We start from the raw sequence: 15644 nt of genomic DNA, 5'->3' as shown, positions 1-15644 counted from the left end.
GGGAAATTATGTAAAGATGGAAGGCGGAAGAGGCAAGATGGGGGTGTAATTGTTCTTTTGGTCATTGGTCATCAGTCTGTTGGTTATTTGTCATTAGTTCACTGGGCTATTCGTTTCTTGCTATTGGCCATCATACTATCAACTATTAAACTATGAACCATCAAACTATGGACCATCAACCCGCTGAACGGTCATTATCTGTTCTGCCTGTTCCATGCTCCATGTTTATATGTTGAAACTTTCTTTTGCTTGCCTCACAGAATAAATCTATTATTGTATGATAATTCTGAGAGACTTATTTGAAAAATGTTTTTATTTCGATCATCAGGGTTATTTCTATAAATTCTTCATCACTTTGCAGGTCAAAAAATGCAGGGTTTTTCATTGAAGAGCAGATAAACACATTATGGCAGAAGTAATTTATAACGACGACAGTATCCGCTCATTGGATTGGAAAGAGCACATCAGGTTACGTCCGGGTATGTATATCGGTAAACTTGGCGATGGCTCTGCACAAGATGATGGTATTTATGTTTTGTTAAAGGAAATTGTAGATAATTCTATTGATGAGTTTGTGATGGGAACCGGAAAAACCATCGAAATTACACTATCCGAACAAAAAGTTAACGTTCGCGATTATGGACGGGGCATTCCACTAGGTAAAGTAATAGATTGTGTAAGCAAAATCAATACGGGTGGGAAGTACGATAGTAATGCTTTCCAAAAATCGGTAGGTTTAAATGGAGTGGGTACAAAAGCAGTAAATGCTTTATCGACCAGCTTTACCGTTCAATCGTACCGTGACGGAAAAACCAAAAAAGTGGAGTTTTCAAAAGGTGAAATCGTAAATGAGAATCCGGTAATCGACACTACACAACGTAACGGTACCGCCATTACTTTTTATCCTGACGAAAGTATTTTCAGAAATTATCACTATATCCCTGATTTTGTGGAGAGCATGGTTTGGAACTACGTTTTCTTGAATACAGGTTTAACAATCAATTTCAATAATCAGAAATATTTTTCAGAGAGAGGCCTTTACGATCTGCTTTCCAAATTTAATAAGCCCGAAGAAATCAGGTACCCGATTATTCACATGGTTGGCCCCGATATCGAAATTGCGATGACTCACGGTCAGCAATATGGCGAAGATTACCATTCGTTTGTGAATGGGCAGCATACCACACAAGGTGGAACCCACCAGGCAGCTTTTAGGGCAGCAGTAGTGAAAACGGTTCGGGAGTTTTTTAAAAAAGAGTTTGATGCTGCTGATGTGCGTTCATCCATCATTGCAGCCATTTCCATCCGTGTACAGGAACCTGTTTTCGAATCGCAGACCAAAACTAAACTGGGATCTCAGAACATGGGACCGGAAGGGCCATCTGTAGCTACCTTTATCAACGATTTTGTTAAAAAAGAACTGGATGATTATCTACACAAAAACCCTGATGTTGCCGATGCCCTGTTAAAAAGGATTATGCAATCGGAGCGGGAGCGTAAGGATATCGCAGGAATTAAAAAACTGGCTAACGACAGGGCTAAAAAAGCATCCCTACATAACAAAAAACTACGCGATTGTAAGGTTCACTTCAACAGCACGCACGAAAAACGTTACGAAACTACGTTGTTCATTACCGAGGGAGATTCGGCGTCAGGTTCAATCACCAAATCACGCGATGTGGATACCCAGGCGGTATTTAGTTTGAAAGGAAAACCCCTTAACTGTTACGAACTGACCAAAAAGGTCGTGTACGAAAATGAAGAATTTAACCTGCTGCAACATGCTTTAAATATTGAAGATGGTTTGGACGGGCTTCATTATAACAATATTGTCATCGCTACTGATGCCGACGTGGATGGAATGCACATTCGCCTGTTGATGATGACTTTCTTTCTGCAGTTTTTCCCTGATTTGGTAAAAGCAGGCCATGTTTATATTTTGCAAACACCGCTTTTCAGGGTTCGGAATAAAAAGGAAACCATTTATTGCTATAGTGATGAAGAACGTAAAAATGCAATCGAAAAACTGGGCAATAAACCCGAAATCACCCGATTTAAAGGATTAGGTGAAATTTCTCCGGACGAATTCGGTTTGTTTATTGGCAAAGACATCAGATTGGATCCTGTTATTTTAAAAGATCAGACAATCAAAGGCCTGTTAGAATATTACATGGGAAAAAATACCCCAGACAGGCAACAGCACATTATCCGCAACCTCAGGATAGAGAAGGATGAAGTAACTGAAGAGCCTAAAGTGATTACGGAAGAGGTAGCTTAGCTTATCCATGGTTTATGTCTTCCTCGAGCCAGTGATGAGTGTGTTAGAAGATCCTTCAACTTTACATATTAAAGAAGTCAAGTTTTCAAAACTTGACTTCTTTGTTAGTGGCTTTCCTTCAAAAAAACCTACTACTTCGCTACCATTTGGGAGAATCCATTAATGCGGTCATCATCTCGACCGAAGCAAGGCGCAGTGCCTGCCCGCCCGTACAGGCGGGGAGAGATCTTTGTACTAAGCTATTGAAATCAAATTTAAAAGATTTAGCTGCGCTGAGCCTTCGGGTTCTCCACTGCGGTCGAAATGACAATACTTCGATATTATTCAGATTTCTTAATATCTGTACATTTTAATATCTGTACATTCATATTGATTTTTATACAATAAATTATCACTCAGAATGATTGCTGTGATCTCAAATTGTTATTACTCCTCAGGTGCATTTACTGTATTTTCCGGATGCTGCGGTGGCAGTACATCTACCTTTTTCTCAACAATGGTGATTTTGGTGAACACCGCGTATTTACTGGGAGCGATGCCATTATCATACTTTTCGGCATAAGCCTGGGTAAATTCAGCGCCAAAATAGAGGATAATTGATGTATAATAAATCCACAATAAGATCACAATGATGGAACTGGCCGCTCCGAAGGCAGAACCCGGATTGCCTTTTTCGATATAAATTCCGATGAGGTATTTACCCAAACTGAACAGGATAGCCGTAAATAAAGCACCGATGATTGCCGATTTCCAACGGATGATCACATCTGGTAAGACTTTAAAAATAACAGTAAAAACAGCGGTTACGGCGGCAAGCGTAATCACGTTGTTCAAAATATAAATCAGCAAGGTCATGGTGTCGTTGGCTACCGGGATAACTTCCTTTATTTCGCTTTGTGAAATCAGGTTGGCTAATTTTGAACCCAAACCCACTACTACACTATTGATCACCAGCGAAACCAGTAATAAAAAACCCATTGAAACGATTAAAGAAAATGACAACAATCGGTTAGAAAGCATTTTCAGCCAACCTTTTTTGGGTACAGCCTTTACCTTCCAGATCATGTTGATACTATCCTGTATTTCAATAAAAATGGCCGTAGACCCAATGATCAGCGTAGCTATACCAATAATTAAACCAATGGTAGATTGACCAGATTTATTGGCATGCTCCACAAAACCCTGAATTTGTGTAGCTGCATCATTGCCCACCATTTCGGTCACCTGGCCATAAAACTGGCCCCTTGTTTTTTGGTTTCTTTCGTCGCCAAAAAACAAAGTGGCTGCCGAGAGGAGAATGATAATGAGCGGGGTAAGTGAGAAAATAGTGTAGTAAGCCAATGAAGCACTCAATTTAGTTACCCGATCTTCTACAAAACCTTTTCCTGCAGCAACAAAAAGGTGATAAAGCGCAATAAAGAAATTTTTGATCTTGGTGATTACTTTCATCTGAAAATTAAAACGGATAGCCTATGCCTATATTAAAAATTAAATTTTGTCTGCGCCAATCTTTATTGCCAAAGGCAATATCATCAAACACCCATCTTTGTCCTTCAGGCAGATATGGTTTTCGCACCGGGAAGGCCACATCTAAACGGACTACAAAGATTGTTGCATCTACACGTAAACCAGCTCCGGTACCTACTGCCAACTCGTTGAAAGCATTCTTTAATTTAAAACCTGATCCTAATCTTGCTGTTTCTGGCTTACCTGGCTCTCCAACATCTTCTTTTCTAAGCCAGATATTTCCGGCATCTACAAACAATGCGCCATATAAAACACTTACAATTTTAAAACGAAGTTCTGAATTAAGCATTAACTTAATATCACCACCCTGATCGGCAAAAAGTGCAGTGTCTGGAACTTTATAGGTACCAGGCCCTAAGGTTCGTGCCGGAAAGGCCCTGATATCGTTGCTACCGCCTGCAAAAAACTGCCTTACGAAAGGTAGTGAACTACTATTGCCATAAGCGTAACCATAGCCCAGGTTTAAACGGTTCGCCCAAACCAGGTTGCGGTTGATTTTATAAAAATCTCTTAAATCAGCCTCAGCTCTGATAAACTGCGTAAGTGGGGTATTAAATAAAGTTTTCTGCCCCTTATCGTTTGTTGGCGTAAACAAGCCCCAAACATTGCCACCTGTTTCCAAACCGCCATAAAAATAAACGTTGTTACGGCGATTGGTTTCCATTTGGTTAGTGTAGGTAAAGTTATAATTACTACCAATGATAAACTGATTTTCAAGGGTATTTCTTAATAAGGGGTTTTGCGTAAATATCCTTTCCCTTGTCGTATCAGATGGGAAAGAGGTTGATACGTAACTAATTGAAATCGGATTCAAGTTATGTTCTTTGTACTGATTTTCCTTAAAATTATAACCATACTCACCTTTTATCGCGTGTAGGGTATATTCAGAACCACGGTTTAGCATCTGGTAAGAAAGCGATGTAATGGTTTTCGGGATAAAAGCATTCGTGCTGTTAGGTTTGTAAAATGGTACAATCAGCCTTGGGAAAGTTAGTTTTCCTTCAGCTGTAAATGATAAGGAGTTTCGGCCCAGCGAAGTACCTCTAACCTGTGTTTCGAAACCACCACTCACACTCACATCCAATTGCTCTGCGCCCCTGAACAAATTTCGGGTAGTTTGGGTAACCTTTAATTCTGAACCTACAAAGTTGTTTGATTTGCTGGTACCGGTAACCGAAAAACTCAATGAATTTTTCTTTAACGGGGTAAGGTAAATATTCAGGTCCAACTGATTATTTTTGAAACTATCAACCGGTAAAAACTCTGCCCTCACATCTCTGAAAGCACCAATATTGACCATTCTGTTTAACGATTGATTATGATCTTTACGGTTGTAATGTTCACCTTTCTGGAAGAAAACCAAACGGTCGAACAACCTTGGCTTAAAGGTATTGCGGTCATCATAAATGCTGAAATCGTGATATTCAAGCGGTTTTAACTTTCTTAAGAGGGTGTCTCTACGGAGGCTATAGCTTGGATAAATGTTAATATCCCTAATGCTGTAAGGTTTCAATGCAGCGTCAGGCGTAATGTCTTTAACTTTGATGTTTACATTTACCAGATTTTTGCCTATGGTGCTATCCACCTGCATAATCAGGTAATCGGGACTAAAGTAAAAGTATCCCTGCTCTTTAAGGTCATTGTCAATTCTGATGCGCTCGTTTTTGTAATTGTCGAGGTCGTAGTAATCTCCTGCCTTTATTAGGGTTTTATTTTTATTCTGATTGATGATTTTAGTCAAAACGCCGGTATCAGGAGGGAAAGTAACTTTATTGATTTTATACCGGTTACCCGTTTCTGCAGTGTAAACGGCTTTACCTTTTTTGTCTTTCACTATTGTATCGCCGGTAACAGATGCCTGTAAATAACCCTCGCTAATTAAATAGCTGGTCAGTACATCATTATTATATTTTAGTTTTACCTCACTCACTAACACAGGAGGTTCACCCTGTCTGCGTAACCAGTTCCTAAAACCTTTAGGTTTTTTTGGTTCGCCTGCCAGGTTATAAATACCCAGTTTATATCTTATACCTAAAATAGAGCTATTGGGGCGCGGTCTTGTTTTACTTTCTAAATCTTTTTTTACCTGTTTTTCATCATCAATTTTACCTGATGAATCCGGATTGATCTTTACTTCGGCACCTGTATATAAATGTTGCCCCGGCTTTAACGATTTGGTGGAGCTACAAGCAGCCCAAACTAAGCAGGCCAGTACAAATAAAATTGGTCTAATTAGTTGTCTCATTTTTAGGTTTTTGTTCAATGTTTCTTCTGTTGCGTTTTTTCTGGAAAATCTCTCTGAATTTATTGTAATCTACTACCAGGGTAAAACCCAAACCGGTTTCGATAATCTGTCCCTGCACAATTACATCGTTTTGGTTGCGTCGGTAAGCTCTTAACCGATATCTTCCGTCGGCTGATAAAGCATATTCAACATTTACATTTCCGCCAATATCTGTCGATTTTTCGCCTGGTGCCTGCGGTCCTTCCAATGCGAAAGAACTTCCCACGGTTACCGTAAGCCTATCGTTTAATAATTTTTTTGATAAACCGACTTCCAGGTCTGTTTTTTGCTGAAGTGAGCCGGTAGAATAATCTTCTGATGAATTTACACCAAAATTCAATTCTACACCTTGAATTAAATCGGAAGCAAGGTTATTTAACTGTTCTGTCAACAATTTACTCACACTTGATCTGGCCAGGGTAGAAACACCACCGCCACCGCCTGCCAAACTTTGGAAAGGGTTATTAGCGATAAACCTGTTCAATGCCAATAGTGCAAAAACCTGTTTATTTAATTCACTTTCATCGCGGTTTACATTGATCAATTTGGTGTAAACCGTACCATTTAATGCACCACGTTCGTTTTCCGGCAAATCAAGTTTGAAAGAAATAACCGGTTTCAATAACTCACCTTTCATCATCAGATAAACCTGGAAAGGCAATTTGGTTTTGGCCTGGATATTATCCGGCTCATTGATCAGATCGATAGGGGCCGCATTCACTTCGTACAGTGCGGTTAAGTTCACATTAGCTGAAGTAGGTTCGCCTGTCCATACAATGGTACTTCCTTTAACCAGTTTGAAGGCTTTTTTGCCTAGCGGGCCAACAGATAAATTGTATGAACCATCAATAATTTCATAGCGGCCTGTTAAACTAATCTTTCCACTTGGGTCCATTGTTGCATTCAGGTCGGCTTCACCTTTGATATTCAGGGCATCACCATTTGACGGATCAACCACCACATTCAGTTCGGCTTCAGGATCAATGGTGATGGCTGCAACCAGGTTAATGCCTTTCATGGCAGATTTACTTATGCTATCTACTTTTAAAGCTTTCTGACCATTAAACGGAGGGGAGTCAGCATCAATAAACTGGACAATTCCTTCCTGATCAATAACTGAAGGGTCGTTTGACGGTAGGGCGAAGAAGAATTTTGTGCCTTTGTTCACCCTAACATTCATGTTCACATCAGGCTGATTCAGATCACCGCGTACTTTAATATCGCTGGTTAAAAATACCGTTCCGTAGATCATATCATTATCGGCTGCGGTCGAATTGATTGCCCTGAAGTTGTTCATGTTGATATCCAAACCAAAACGATAGTCTCTGAAATTGCTGGTATAAACTTTTCCGTTGATGGTGGCTTTCTGATTTAAGGAATCGATCAGCGTAAAGTTGTTAAAACTGATTCCTTCATTCGTAAACGAAATCTTCTCGTTAGGCAGTCGGAAATATGAATTCACGTAGGCCACTCTGACCCCCGCATTGTTGAAAGTTAAATCGCCCAATATTTTTGGAGCAGTTAGTTCGCCTTTCACACTTAGTGCCCCTGTTAGTGTACCCGTTCCGTTTTTAAGCTGACCCGCAGATAAACTCTCAATATTTTTCATTTCGATCTTATCTATATTCACGGTAAGATCTAACGCACTTTTCGGTGCGGTATAATAGAACCCATTTACCCTTAGTTCATGCACGCCGGTTAAGGCCACATTTACCTCAAAGGCATTTTCAGTATTGTTGTTTACTGCCAAACGCAAGGTACCCAGCTGATCTTTCTGATAACGCAACTGATCTATGGTAAGGTTTGCTTCAAATTTTGGTGTACTGGCCAAATCTTTAACATTGGCAGTTCCGTTTAAACGGCCACCAACCAAAGTGGTATCAGTTTCGGCAAATTTGGTCAAGGTTTCCAGCTGGAAATCTTTAAAAGCTACAGCTAAAGGTGCATTGGGTTGGGTAGGATTACTGTTAACGGATAGTGACTGGCCATTGTTGCTGATCTGAAACTGGTTAACCAAAATGCCGGAGGCACCGAACTGGATATAGTTATCCTGCGATACCATCCATTTTTGATAATCGAGCAGGAGTTTCTGCGGATCTAAAGAGAATTTAAAATCTTTATTGATCGATTGGAAATTACCACCAATAACGTATTTGTCTTTCTTCTGCCTGTCACGCAGGAAAATGTTAACACCTAAATTGTTATTTGCTGCATCGCCACTCACTTCGGTGTTAAAAAGTGCTACAGACGGACTCTGGAGGCTTTTAACGGTTAAGCTATAGCCTAATTTATTGTTATCGTTATTAATATTTAAAACCGTTGTATCTACTTTAAAATCTCCATAAACTACCTGAGGGAAATTACCCTTAATCTGCAGACTATCTTTCTGCGTATCAATCAATCCGTAAAACTGAGAGGGTTTAAATACCGTTAATTCCGGCACAAAATTCTTCAATAATTTAGAATCATAAACCTGAACAAAAAACCTTAAACGCTGATCCGGGATTTTGGTTACGGTGCCAAAAGCATAATATTTATTGATTTCATTAATGATGGCACTGCCTACTTTGGTGAGTTGATATTTTCCGTCAATCTTTGCCGAAAGTATTTCGGATTTAAGGGTAAGTTCATTTTCGGTGGCCGTAGATTTTGCCCGTATCGAAATCGTGTCGACATTGATTCTTTGTTTATCTTTTACCAGTTGTAAACCGGTAACATCCACCGATCCATTTAAGTAATCAGCATCAGCAGTGAGCAGATCTACTTTAACTACACCGGCAGCGCTTAACACCGTTGGACTGAAGTTGAGCGCCTGTAGATTTACCTGTTTTAAATTCAGATCAGCTTTTACCGCCGGATATTTACCTGCAAGATTTACTTTTGCATTTAAATTAAAGTTGGCATTGCTATCGGGCATGTTGCTTTTGATGCTAATGCGCTGGTTGCTGTAATCACCGGCAAGTGTTAAATTACGGTAAGTGTATTTATTATAATAAGCATTTAATACTTTGGCATTAAACTTTGCATTGATTTTTTTAGGATCGAGGCCTGTACCTACCACATTGGCCCTAACCGAAACGCGACCGAGTTTAGGCTGCATTTTTAATAGGCGGCCAACGTTGAAATTATTTAAACTAACATCTGCCTTGTAACTTTCTTTGCCTTTAGGGCCATTCATTCCCGCAACTACCACCGCGCCTCCCATATCGGTATTAATGTTTAGGTTGGTGTTAAAATCAGTCATTGAGCCTTTAAAATTACCTTTCGCATCGATCACGTTAGGCAGTTCAATGGAAGGGGGAAGTGATTTTTTAGGTACAGCTACCAGAATATCGCCCTTGGTGACGTGAAGCCTTTTGATGTTTAAATCGAGAAAGGTTTTGTTAATGTCGGGTAAACCTTTTGCTTTCCCACTGATATCAATCTGCGTATTTTTTAAACCGCTAATCTGTAGTCTTGGAATATTCAGGTCGTTCAGATAGCCATTAACATCAGCATTGATTTTTATCTTTTCGTTGCGATAATTTGCGGGTACAGCATTGCTAAAATATCCGGCATCCTTTAAACCAATGGTGGTGTTTTTAAGGGCTATATTCAATTTTACGCGTTCAGGATGTTTGGTCAGATCCTCCATTGACGTAAAATTTAATTCCGTAGCATTTTCAATACTGGTATTTGGTGTTTTCAGGATAAAATTGCTCAGCTTGATCTGTTTATCATTGTACACCGCATCGCCACGTAATTCATCCAAAACAAAGCCGCTTTTCTCTTTCAATGATCCATTTTTAACATTGGCTTTTATTCCTGCCGCACTATAGCTTACATCGCTGGCACCTAAGTTTAACTGATTTATTTTAAGATGGTTAAAGTCCATACCTTTAGGCGCGGGTTTTGCGCCCAGGTTATCAAACTGTACATTGTTATCGGCTAAGCTGATATTCTTGATGATTAATCCCAAAGGTGACTTTTCTGGAACAACGGTATCTTTCACTTTTTTTAAATCATTGCTTGGCGCCGGCTTAAATGCGAAAAGAATATTCGATTTATTTAAGTGTGCATCATCTACCGAATATTTACTATTGGTTAAATCTACTTTCAGGTTTACCAGGCCCAGATCGTTTACATCTGCAACTGCCTTCGTTGTCGAAACCTGGTCGTCGTAGTTTACCTTAACATTACTGAAAACGAAATTCTGTACCTCAATTAACGGCAGTTTACCCTCTTTTTTTTCCGTACTATCTACGCTGTTGGTAATGTGCTGTACCAATTTAACCAATGGTTTTTGTTGTAAATAACGCAATGAAGTATTTACCAGGGTCAACTCTTTAATAACATAGTGCTGGTTGGCCAGGTCGAAATCTTTGATTTTCGTTTTAAATGCACCTAAATATAATTTCACATCATTACCTGCAACATCATCGCGGTAGTTAATGCCAATATCTTCGAAAGAAACTTTATCAACAGAGAATTTAAGGGTAGAAGTGCTATCTTTTTTTACCTGCTCCTCTGGTTTTTTTTGATCGCTGGCAAAAGCGTCAACCAGAAAGGAGAAATTAAAGGTGGTATCAGGGTTGACGCGCTTTACATTTGCGCGTACGTTTTTAAGTTCAATGTTATTGACTTCGACCGTGTTTTTTAACAATTTGAATAAACTGATATCAACTGCAAGTTTCTCCGTATATAATAAAGTATCACCCTTGAGGTCTTGAATGTAGAATTTGTTCAGAACCACGTCTTTTGGCAAAGCAATTTTGATGCTTTCCAAACTGACTTCTGTTTTGGTTTTGTTTTTAAGATAGTTGATCGCTTTCCCTTTAACAAAATTCTGAACAGCTGGAATATTTAGAGCAAGGGCCACACCAACCACCAGAAAGATGATGGAAGCAATTACCCACAATAAAATTTTAAGACTTTTGCGTACGTATTTATTCAAAGCTAAGTGTGTTTGGTATTTAGATAAATGCCTAAAGCATGCCGATAAAATTAATTTTAGGGCAGGTTTACTAAATAATACAAAAAATAACCTAAATTGTTCGCCCGCTGTAAAAAAAATTAGCATTAGCGGTTCCAAATCACTTTGAAATGAATTCAATAAATTTGAATATAACTTTTGAACAATATGCTGGTATTTCGGAACTGACATTGGCCGATAGAAACCTTTGCGAAAGTGCAGAACAGGCTTTACGTAGTTCTTATTCGCCATATTCTAAATTTAGAGTAGGTACGGCCATCCGCCTGGCCTCAGGAGAAACTGTTTTAGGCAGCAACCAGGAAAATTTAGCCTATCCCTCAGGACTTTGTGCAGAACGGGTTGCACTTTTTAGTATTGGGGCAACTTATCCGGATGCGGTGATTGAAAGTATGGCAATTACGGCCCAGACCGATAATTTTGAGATTTCAAAGCCGGTAACCTCTTGCGGAGGTTGCCTACAGGTGATGGTCGAATTTGAACGCAAACAAAACAAACCTATTGAGGTAATTTTTTACTGTTTAAACGGCGAAGTTTTAAAAGTGCCGAGTGTAAAGAGTTTGATACCATTTGCTTTTGTTGAGGATCGGTTGGAACGGTGATCAGTTTTCAGTTCTAAGTTGTTAGTTTGCAAAGCATGTTATATGTTATGATTTCAGCAGTATCTTATTGAGGTTTATATTTATTTTCGCTGATTTAAGACTTAATAGAATTTACGTTATCCTGCTTTTCAAAACATGACAAGCAAATCTTAAGTTCCGCAGGTGAGGACCAGATGGATAGCTGTCATACTGAACGTAGTGAAGGATTTTTTAATCTTTTTATTTTTTACAGTAGAAGAAAGGTTAAGAATATAAGCTTTTCTGCTCTATACCCCATTAATAGCAACACAAAACTATCCACCTAAACCGGATCGAAGGGGAGATCCTTTTTTGTGAATGAGCATGGTTTGCGGGCAAAAAAGATCGCATCGGAAAGCCGGACTGACACTTAATGCAACTACGGAACCCTGCTTTCCAAATCAACATAATTAAGTTAAAATTTAGGCAGGTTAGACATCACTGATTGGATTTATCAATCCTGAACGCAGTAGCGGATCTTTTTTCGCTTCTTTTACCATATAAGACATTTAAGGTAATATAAGCTTAACCCTGCTTTTCAAAACATGACAAGCAAATCTTGATCTCGTCAGGTGAGGACCAGATGGATAGCTGTCATACTGAACGTAGTGAAGGATTTTTTAATCTTTTTATTTTTTACCGTAGAAGAAAGGTTAAGAATATAAGCTTTTCTGCTCTATACCCCATTAATAGCGGCACAAAACTATCCACCTAAACCGGATTGAAGGGGAGATCCTTTTTTGTGGGCCGAGCATGGTTTGCGGGCAAAAAAGATCGCATCGGAAAGCCGGACTGACACTTAATGCAACTACGGAACCCTGCTTTCCAAATCAACATAATTAAGTTAAAATTTAGGCACTTCCGACATCAGCCGATAGGATGGGTGCACTTTGCAAAATGTGAATAACCTCTCTTCACGCTGTGCCATCATTTTTATTATATTTACGGCTGCCAATTTCTGTAGATAAATGAGTGAAGAATTAGATCAAAACGTAAACGAAGAGCACAAACATACCATAACCCCAATCAACGGTTTATACGAAAACTGGTTTCTCGATTATGCGTCTTATGTAATTCTTGATAGGGCCGTTCCGCATATCAACGATGGTTTAAAGCCTGTTCAACGCCGTATTATGCATTCTCTTAAAGAGATGGATGACGGACGCTTCAACAAAGCGGCCAACGTCATTGGTAATACGATGAAGTATCATCCGCATGGTGATGCCTCCATCGGCGATGCGATGGTACAGATTGGGCAAAAGGATTTACTGATTGATATGCAGGGTAACTGGGGCGATCCGGTTACGGGTGACAGCGCTGCAGCACCACGTTATATCGAGGCGCGTTTATCCAAATTTGCCAATGAAGTGGTTTTCAATCCTGATACGACCGAATGGCAGTTAAGTTACGATGGGCGTAACAATGAACCGATTACTTTACCTGTTAAATTTCCATTATTGCTTGCGCAAGGCGCAGAAGGTATTGCAGTAGGTTTGGCTACCAAAGTAATGCCGCACAATTTTATCGAACTGCTGGATGCATCGATGGAAGCCTTACGGGGCGTGCGCCCCAATATTCTGCCCGATTTCTTTACGGGTGGTATGGCCGATTTTTCGAACTATAACGAAGGTCAGCGCGGCGGCAAAATCCGGGTACGTGCCAAAATAACCGAAAAGGATAAGAAGACGCTGGTTATTAGCGAAGTTCCGTTCAGTACTACTACAGGATCCGTGATCGACAGCATTTTATCTGCCAATGATAAAGGCAAGATCAAGATCAAAAAGATTGAAGATAATACGGCCGCCAATGTTGAAATTGTGGTGCACCTGGCGCCGGGTATTTCGCCTGATGTAACCATCGATGCCCTTTATGCTTTTACCGCCTGTGAGGTATCGATCTCGCCAAATACCTGTATTATTCAGGACGATAAGCCGCACTTCTTAAGTGTGAACGATATCCTGATCGAAAATACAAAACACACCAAGGGTTTACTTAAAAAAGAACTCGAAATCCGCCTGCACGAATTACAGGAGAAAATTTTCTTTAGTTCCTTACTCAAAATATTTATTCAGGAGGGCATGTATAAGAATCCTGAATATGAAAACTCAGCCAATTTTGATACCGTGGTTGAGGTATTACATATTTTATTTGAACCATTTAAACCATCGCTTTACCGCGAAATACTACCTGAAGATTTTAAGAAGCTGATTGATAAGCCAATGAGTAGCATCACCCGTTTTGATGTGAAAAAAGCCGATGAGCAGATGAAAAACCTGGAAGATGAAATTAAGGTGGTTAAAAATCACCTAAAACATCTGACTGATTATGCCATTGCCTGGTACCAGAAACTGAAGGATAAATACGGAAAGGGAAGGGAACGTAAAACCGAAATCCGTTTGTTCGATCGGGTTGAAGCGTCGAAAGTTGCCCTGGCCAACGTAAAATTATATGTAAACCGTGCCGATGGTTTTGTGGGTTCGGGCTTACGGAAGGATGAATTTGTGGCCGATTGTTCGGACATTGATGAGATAATCGTTTTCCGTGAGGATGGAAAATGCATCATTACCAAAGTAGCCGACAAAACTTTTGTGGGTAAAGGCATTATCCATGTGCAGGTTTTTAAGAAAAACGACGAGCGCACCATTTATAATATGGTTTATAAGGATGGAGCAAGCGGTACTTCCTATATTAAAAGGTTTGCTGTAGTAGGGGTAACCCGCGATAAGGAGTATGATTTAACCAAGGGATCGAAAGGATCTAAGGTTTTATATTTTACCGCTAATCCTAATGGAGAAGCTGAAGTGATTAATGTAGCGCTGAAGCCGCACTCTAAATTGCGTAAACTGCAGTTCGATCTTGATTTTGCTGAAGTGGCCATCAAAGGACGTGGTTCTCAGGGTAATATCGTTTCCAAATACCCGGTTAAGAAAATTGTGCTGAAGAGTAAAGGCGTTTCTACTTTATCCGGACTAAAAATCTGGTACGATGATTTATTAAAGCGACTGAACGTTGATGGTCGCGGAAAATACCTGGGTGAATTTGATGGCGACGACCGTATTTTGCAGGTACATAAAGATGGATACTACGAATTGAGTTCTTTTGAACTGAGCAATCATTTTGATGATGGGTTAATTTTGATCCAGAAATTTGATCCCGAGCAGATTTTTGCCGCAGTGCATTTTGAAGGCAAAGCACAAAATTATTTTATAAAACGTTTTGTGTTCGAACTGCAGGCCAATGGCAAGAAAACCATCTTTATCAGTGAAGAACAAAAATCGAAGTTGTTATACCTCACTTCAAATCCAGCGGCAAAAGTTATTGTTGATGTGTTAAAAGGCAAAACTCAAATTCCGGAAACACTGGATTTGACCTTGGCAGAACTGATTGATGTTAAAGGATTAAAAGCGAACGGTAACAGATTATCTCCGCATGATGTTCAGAAAGTTGCTTTAGAAGAACCTGAAATAGTTGTTGAAGAAACAGATGAGAAAATTACGGAAGAAGGTGGCGAAGAGGAGTCAATGTATGGATCGGAAGCTGTTGATGAGAAACCGGTAATCGATGAGGGGACTGAATCCACAGTAACGGATGAACCTGTTGTATTACCACCAAAACCAAAGTTCGAACGTACAGAAGTGCCAGCGGTTAAGGCTGAAGAACCAGAAGTTAAAGAAAAGCCTGCTGCAGTAGAAAAACCGAAATCAGAGCTTGATGTAGAAAAAAAGGAAGATGTTAAAGCCGGTGATAAATCCAAGATAGACGAAAAGCCCGTAAAAAAGGTAGATTTCGAAATCACCAACCCGGATGATATCGATATTGACGATAAAGGGCAGTTGGGATTGTTTTGATAAACTCTACAGCTATCAATTTAATTCAATTGGTTATCTGCCGTTCATCATTCCAACATAGATAGGAATTCTAATGCGATGAGCTTTGAGAGTGTCGCATGCGTGGGAAAAATTTTAT

The 15644-nt window shown here is 39.7% G+C and carries 6 protein-coding genes; 3 read left to right on the top strand and 3 right to left on the bottom strand.

All coding sequences use genetic code 11. From position 1 onward, the window contains the following. Positions 1-406: 406 nt before the first annotated feature. Entirely contained in the window at positions 407-2278 is a 1872-nt protein-coding gene (locus tag QZ738_RS09170) for a DNA topoisomerase IV subunit B (RefSeq protein ID WP_293786788.1), read from the top strand. A 426-nt stretch (positions 2279-2704) separates the two neighbouring features. Here QZ738_RS09170 and QZ738_RS09165 read toward each other — a convergent pair whose 3' ends face one another. Genes QZ738_RS09165 through QZ738_RS09155 form a run of 3 tightly spaced genes read right to left on the bottom strand, consistent with a single transcriptional unit; the run spans position 2705 to position 11022 of the window. After that, positions 2705-3727: a YihY/virulence factor BrkB family protein gene (locus QZ738_RS09165; RefSeq protein ID WP_293786787.1), complete on the bottom strand. Its 1023-nt coding sequence runs from the start codon at positions 3725-3727 to the stop codon at positions 2705-2707. Between the two features lie 7 nt (positions 3728-3734). Further along, positions 3735-6050 (bottom strand): BamA/TamA family outer membrane protein, encoded by a 2316-nt coding sequence (locus QZ738_RS09160; RefSeq protein ID WP_293786786.1) that lies wholly within the window; start codon positions 6048-6050, stop codon positions 3735-3737. After that, the gene (locus QZ738_RS09155) at positions 6034-11022 is read right to left on the bottom strand and encodes a translocation/assembly module TamB domain-containing protein (protein WP_293786785.1); all 4989 of its coding nucleotides are present in this window, start codon (positions 11020-11022) and stop codon (positions 6034-6036) included. Before QZ738_RS09155 ends, QZ738_RS09160 begins: the two co-directional genes overlap by 17 nt. Positions 11023-11171: 149 nt before the next feature. On the opposite strand from QZ738_RS09155, the gene QZ738_RS09150 reads away from it, so the two are divergent. Together QZ738_RS09150 and QZ738_RS09145 are read left to right on the top strand one after the other, a co-directional pair. Next, positions 11172-11660, top strand: a complete 489-nt coding sequence (locus tag QZ738_RS09150) for a cytidine deaminase (protein WP_293786783.1) — start codon at positions 11172-11174, stop codon at positions 11658-11660. A 986-nt stretch (positions 11661-12646) separates the two neighbouring features. Continuing rightward, complete coding sequence (locus tag QZ738_RS09145) at positions 12647-15526, top strand: DNA gyrase/topoisomerase IV subunit A (protein ID WP_293786781.1); 2880 nt, start codon at positions 12647-12649, stop codon at positions 15524-15526. The last annotated feature ends 118 nt before the right edge of the window (positions 15527-15644 follow it).

The sequence above is a fragment of the uncultured Pedobacter sp. genome, from assembly GCF_913776295.1.
Taxonomy (GTDB): Bacteria; Bacteroidota; Bacteroidia; order Sphingobacteriales; family Sphingobacteriaceae; genus Pedobacter.
The sequence above is the reverse complement of the archived record's forward strand: the minus strand, read 5'-3'. Positions and strand labels throughout refer to the sequence as shown.

What these genes read in the sequence shown, in the direction of transcription:
- QZ738_RS09165 (WP_293786787.1), bottom strand. Translation starts at nt 3,727, where the DNA reads ATGAAAGTAATCACCAAGATCAAAAATTTCTTTATTGCGCTTTATCAC.
- QZ738_RS09160 (WP_293786786.1), bottom strand. Translation starts at nt 6,050, where the DNA reads ATGAGACAACTAATTAGACCAATTTTATTTGTACTGGCCTGCTTAGTT.
- QZ738_RS09150 (WP_293786783.1), top strand. Translation starts at nt 11,172, where the DNA reads ATGAATTCAATAAATTTGAATATAACTTTTGAACAATATGCTGGTATT.
- QZ738_RS09145 (WP_293786781.1), top strand. Translation starts at nt 12,647, where the DNA reads ATGAGTGAAGAATTAGATCAAAACGTAAACGAAGAGCACAAACATACC.
- QZ738_RS09170 (WP_293786788.1), top strand. Translation starts at nt 407, where the DNA reads ATGGCAGAAGTAATTTATAACGACGACAGTATCCGCTCATTGGATTGG.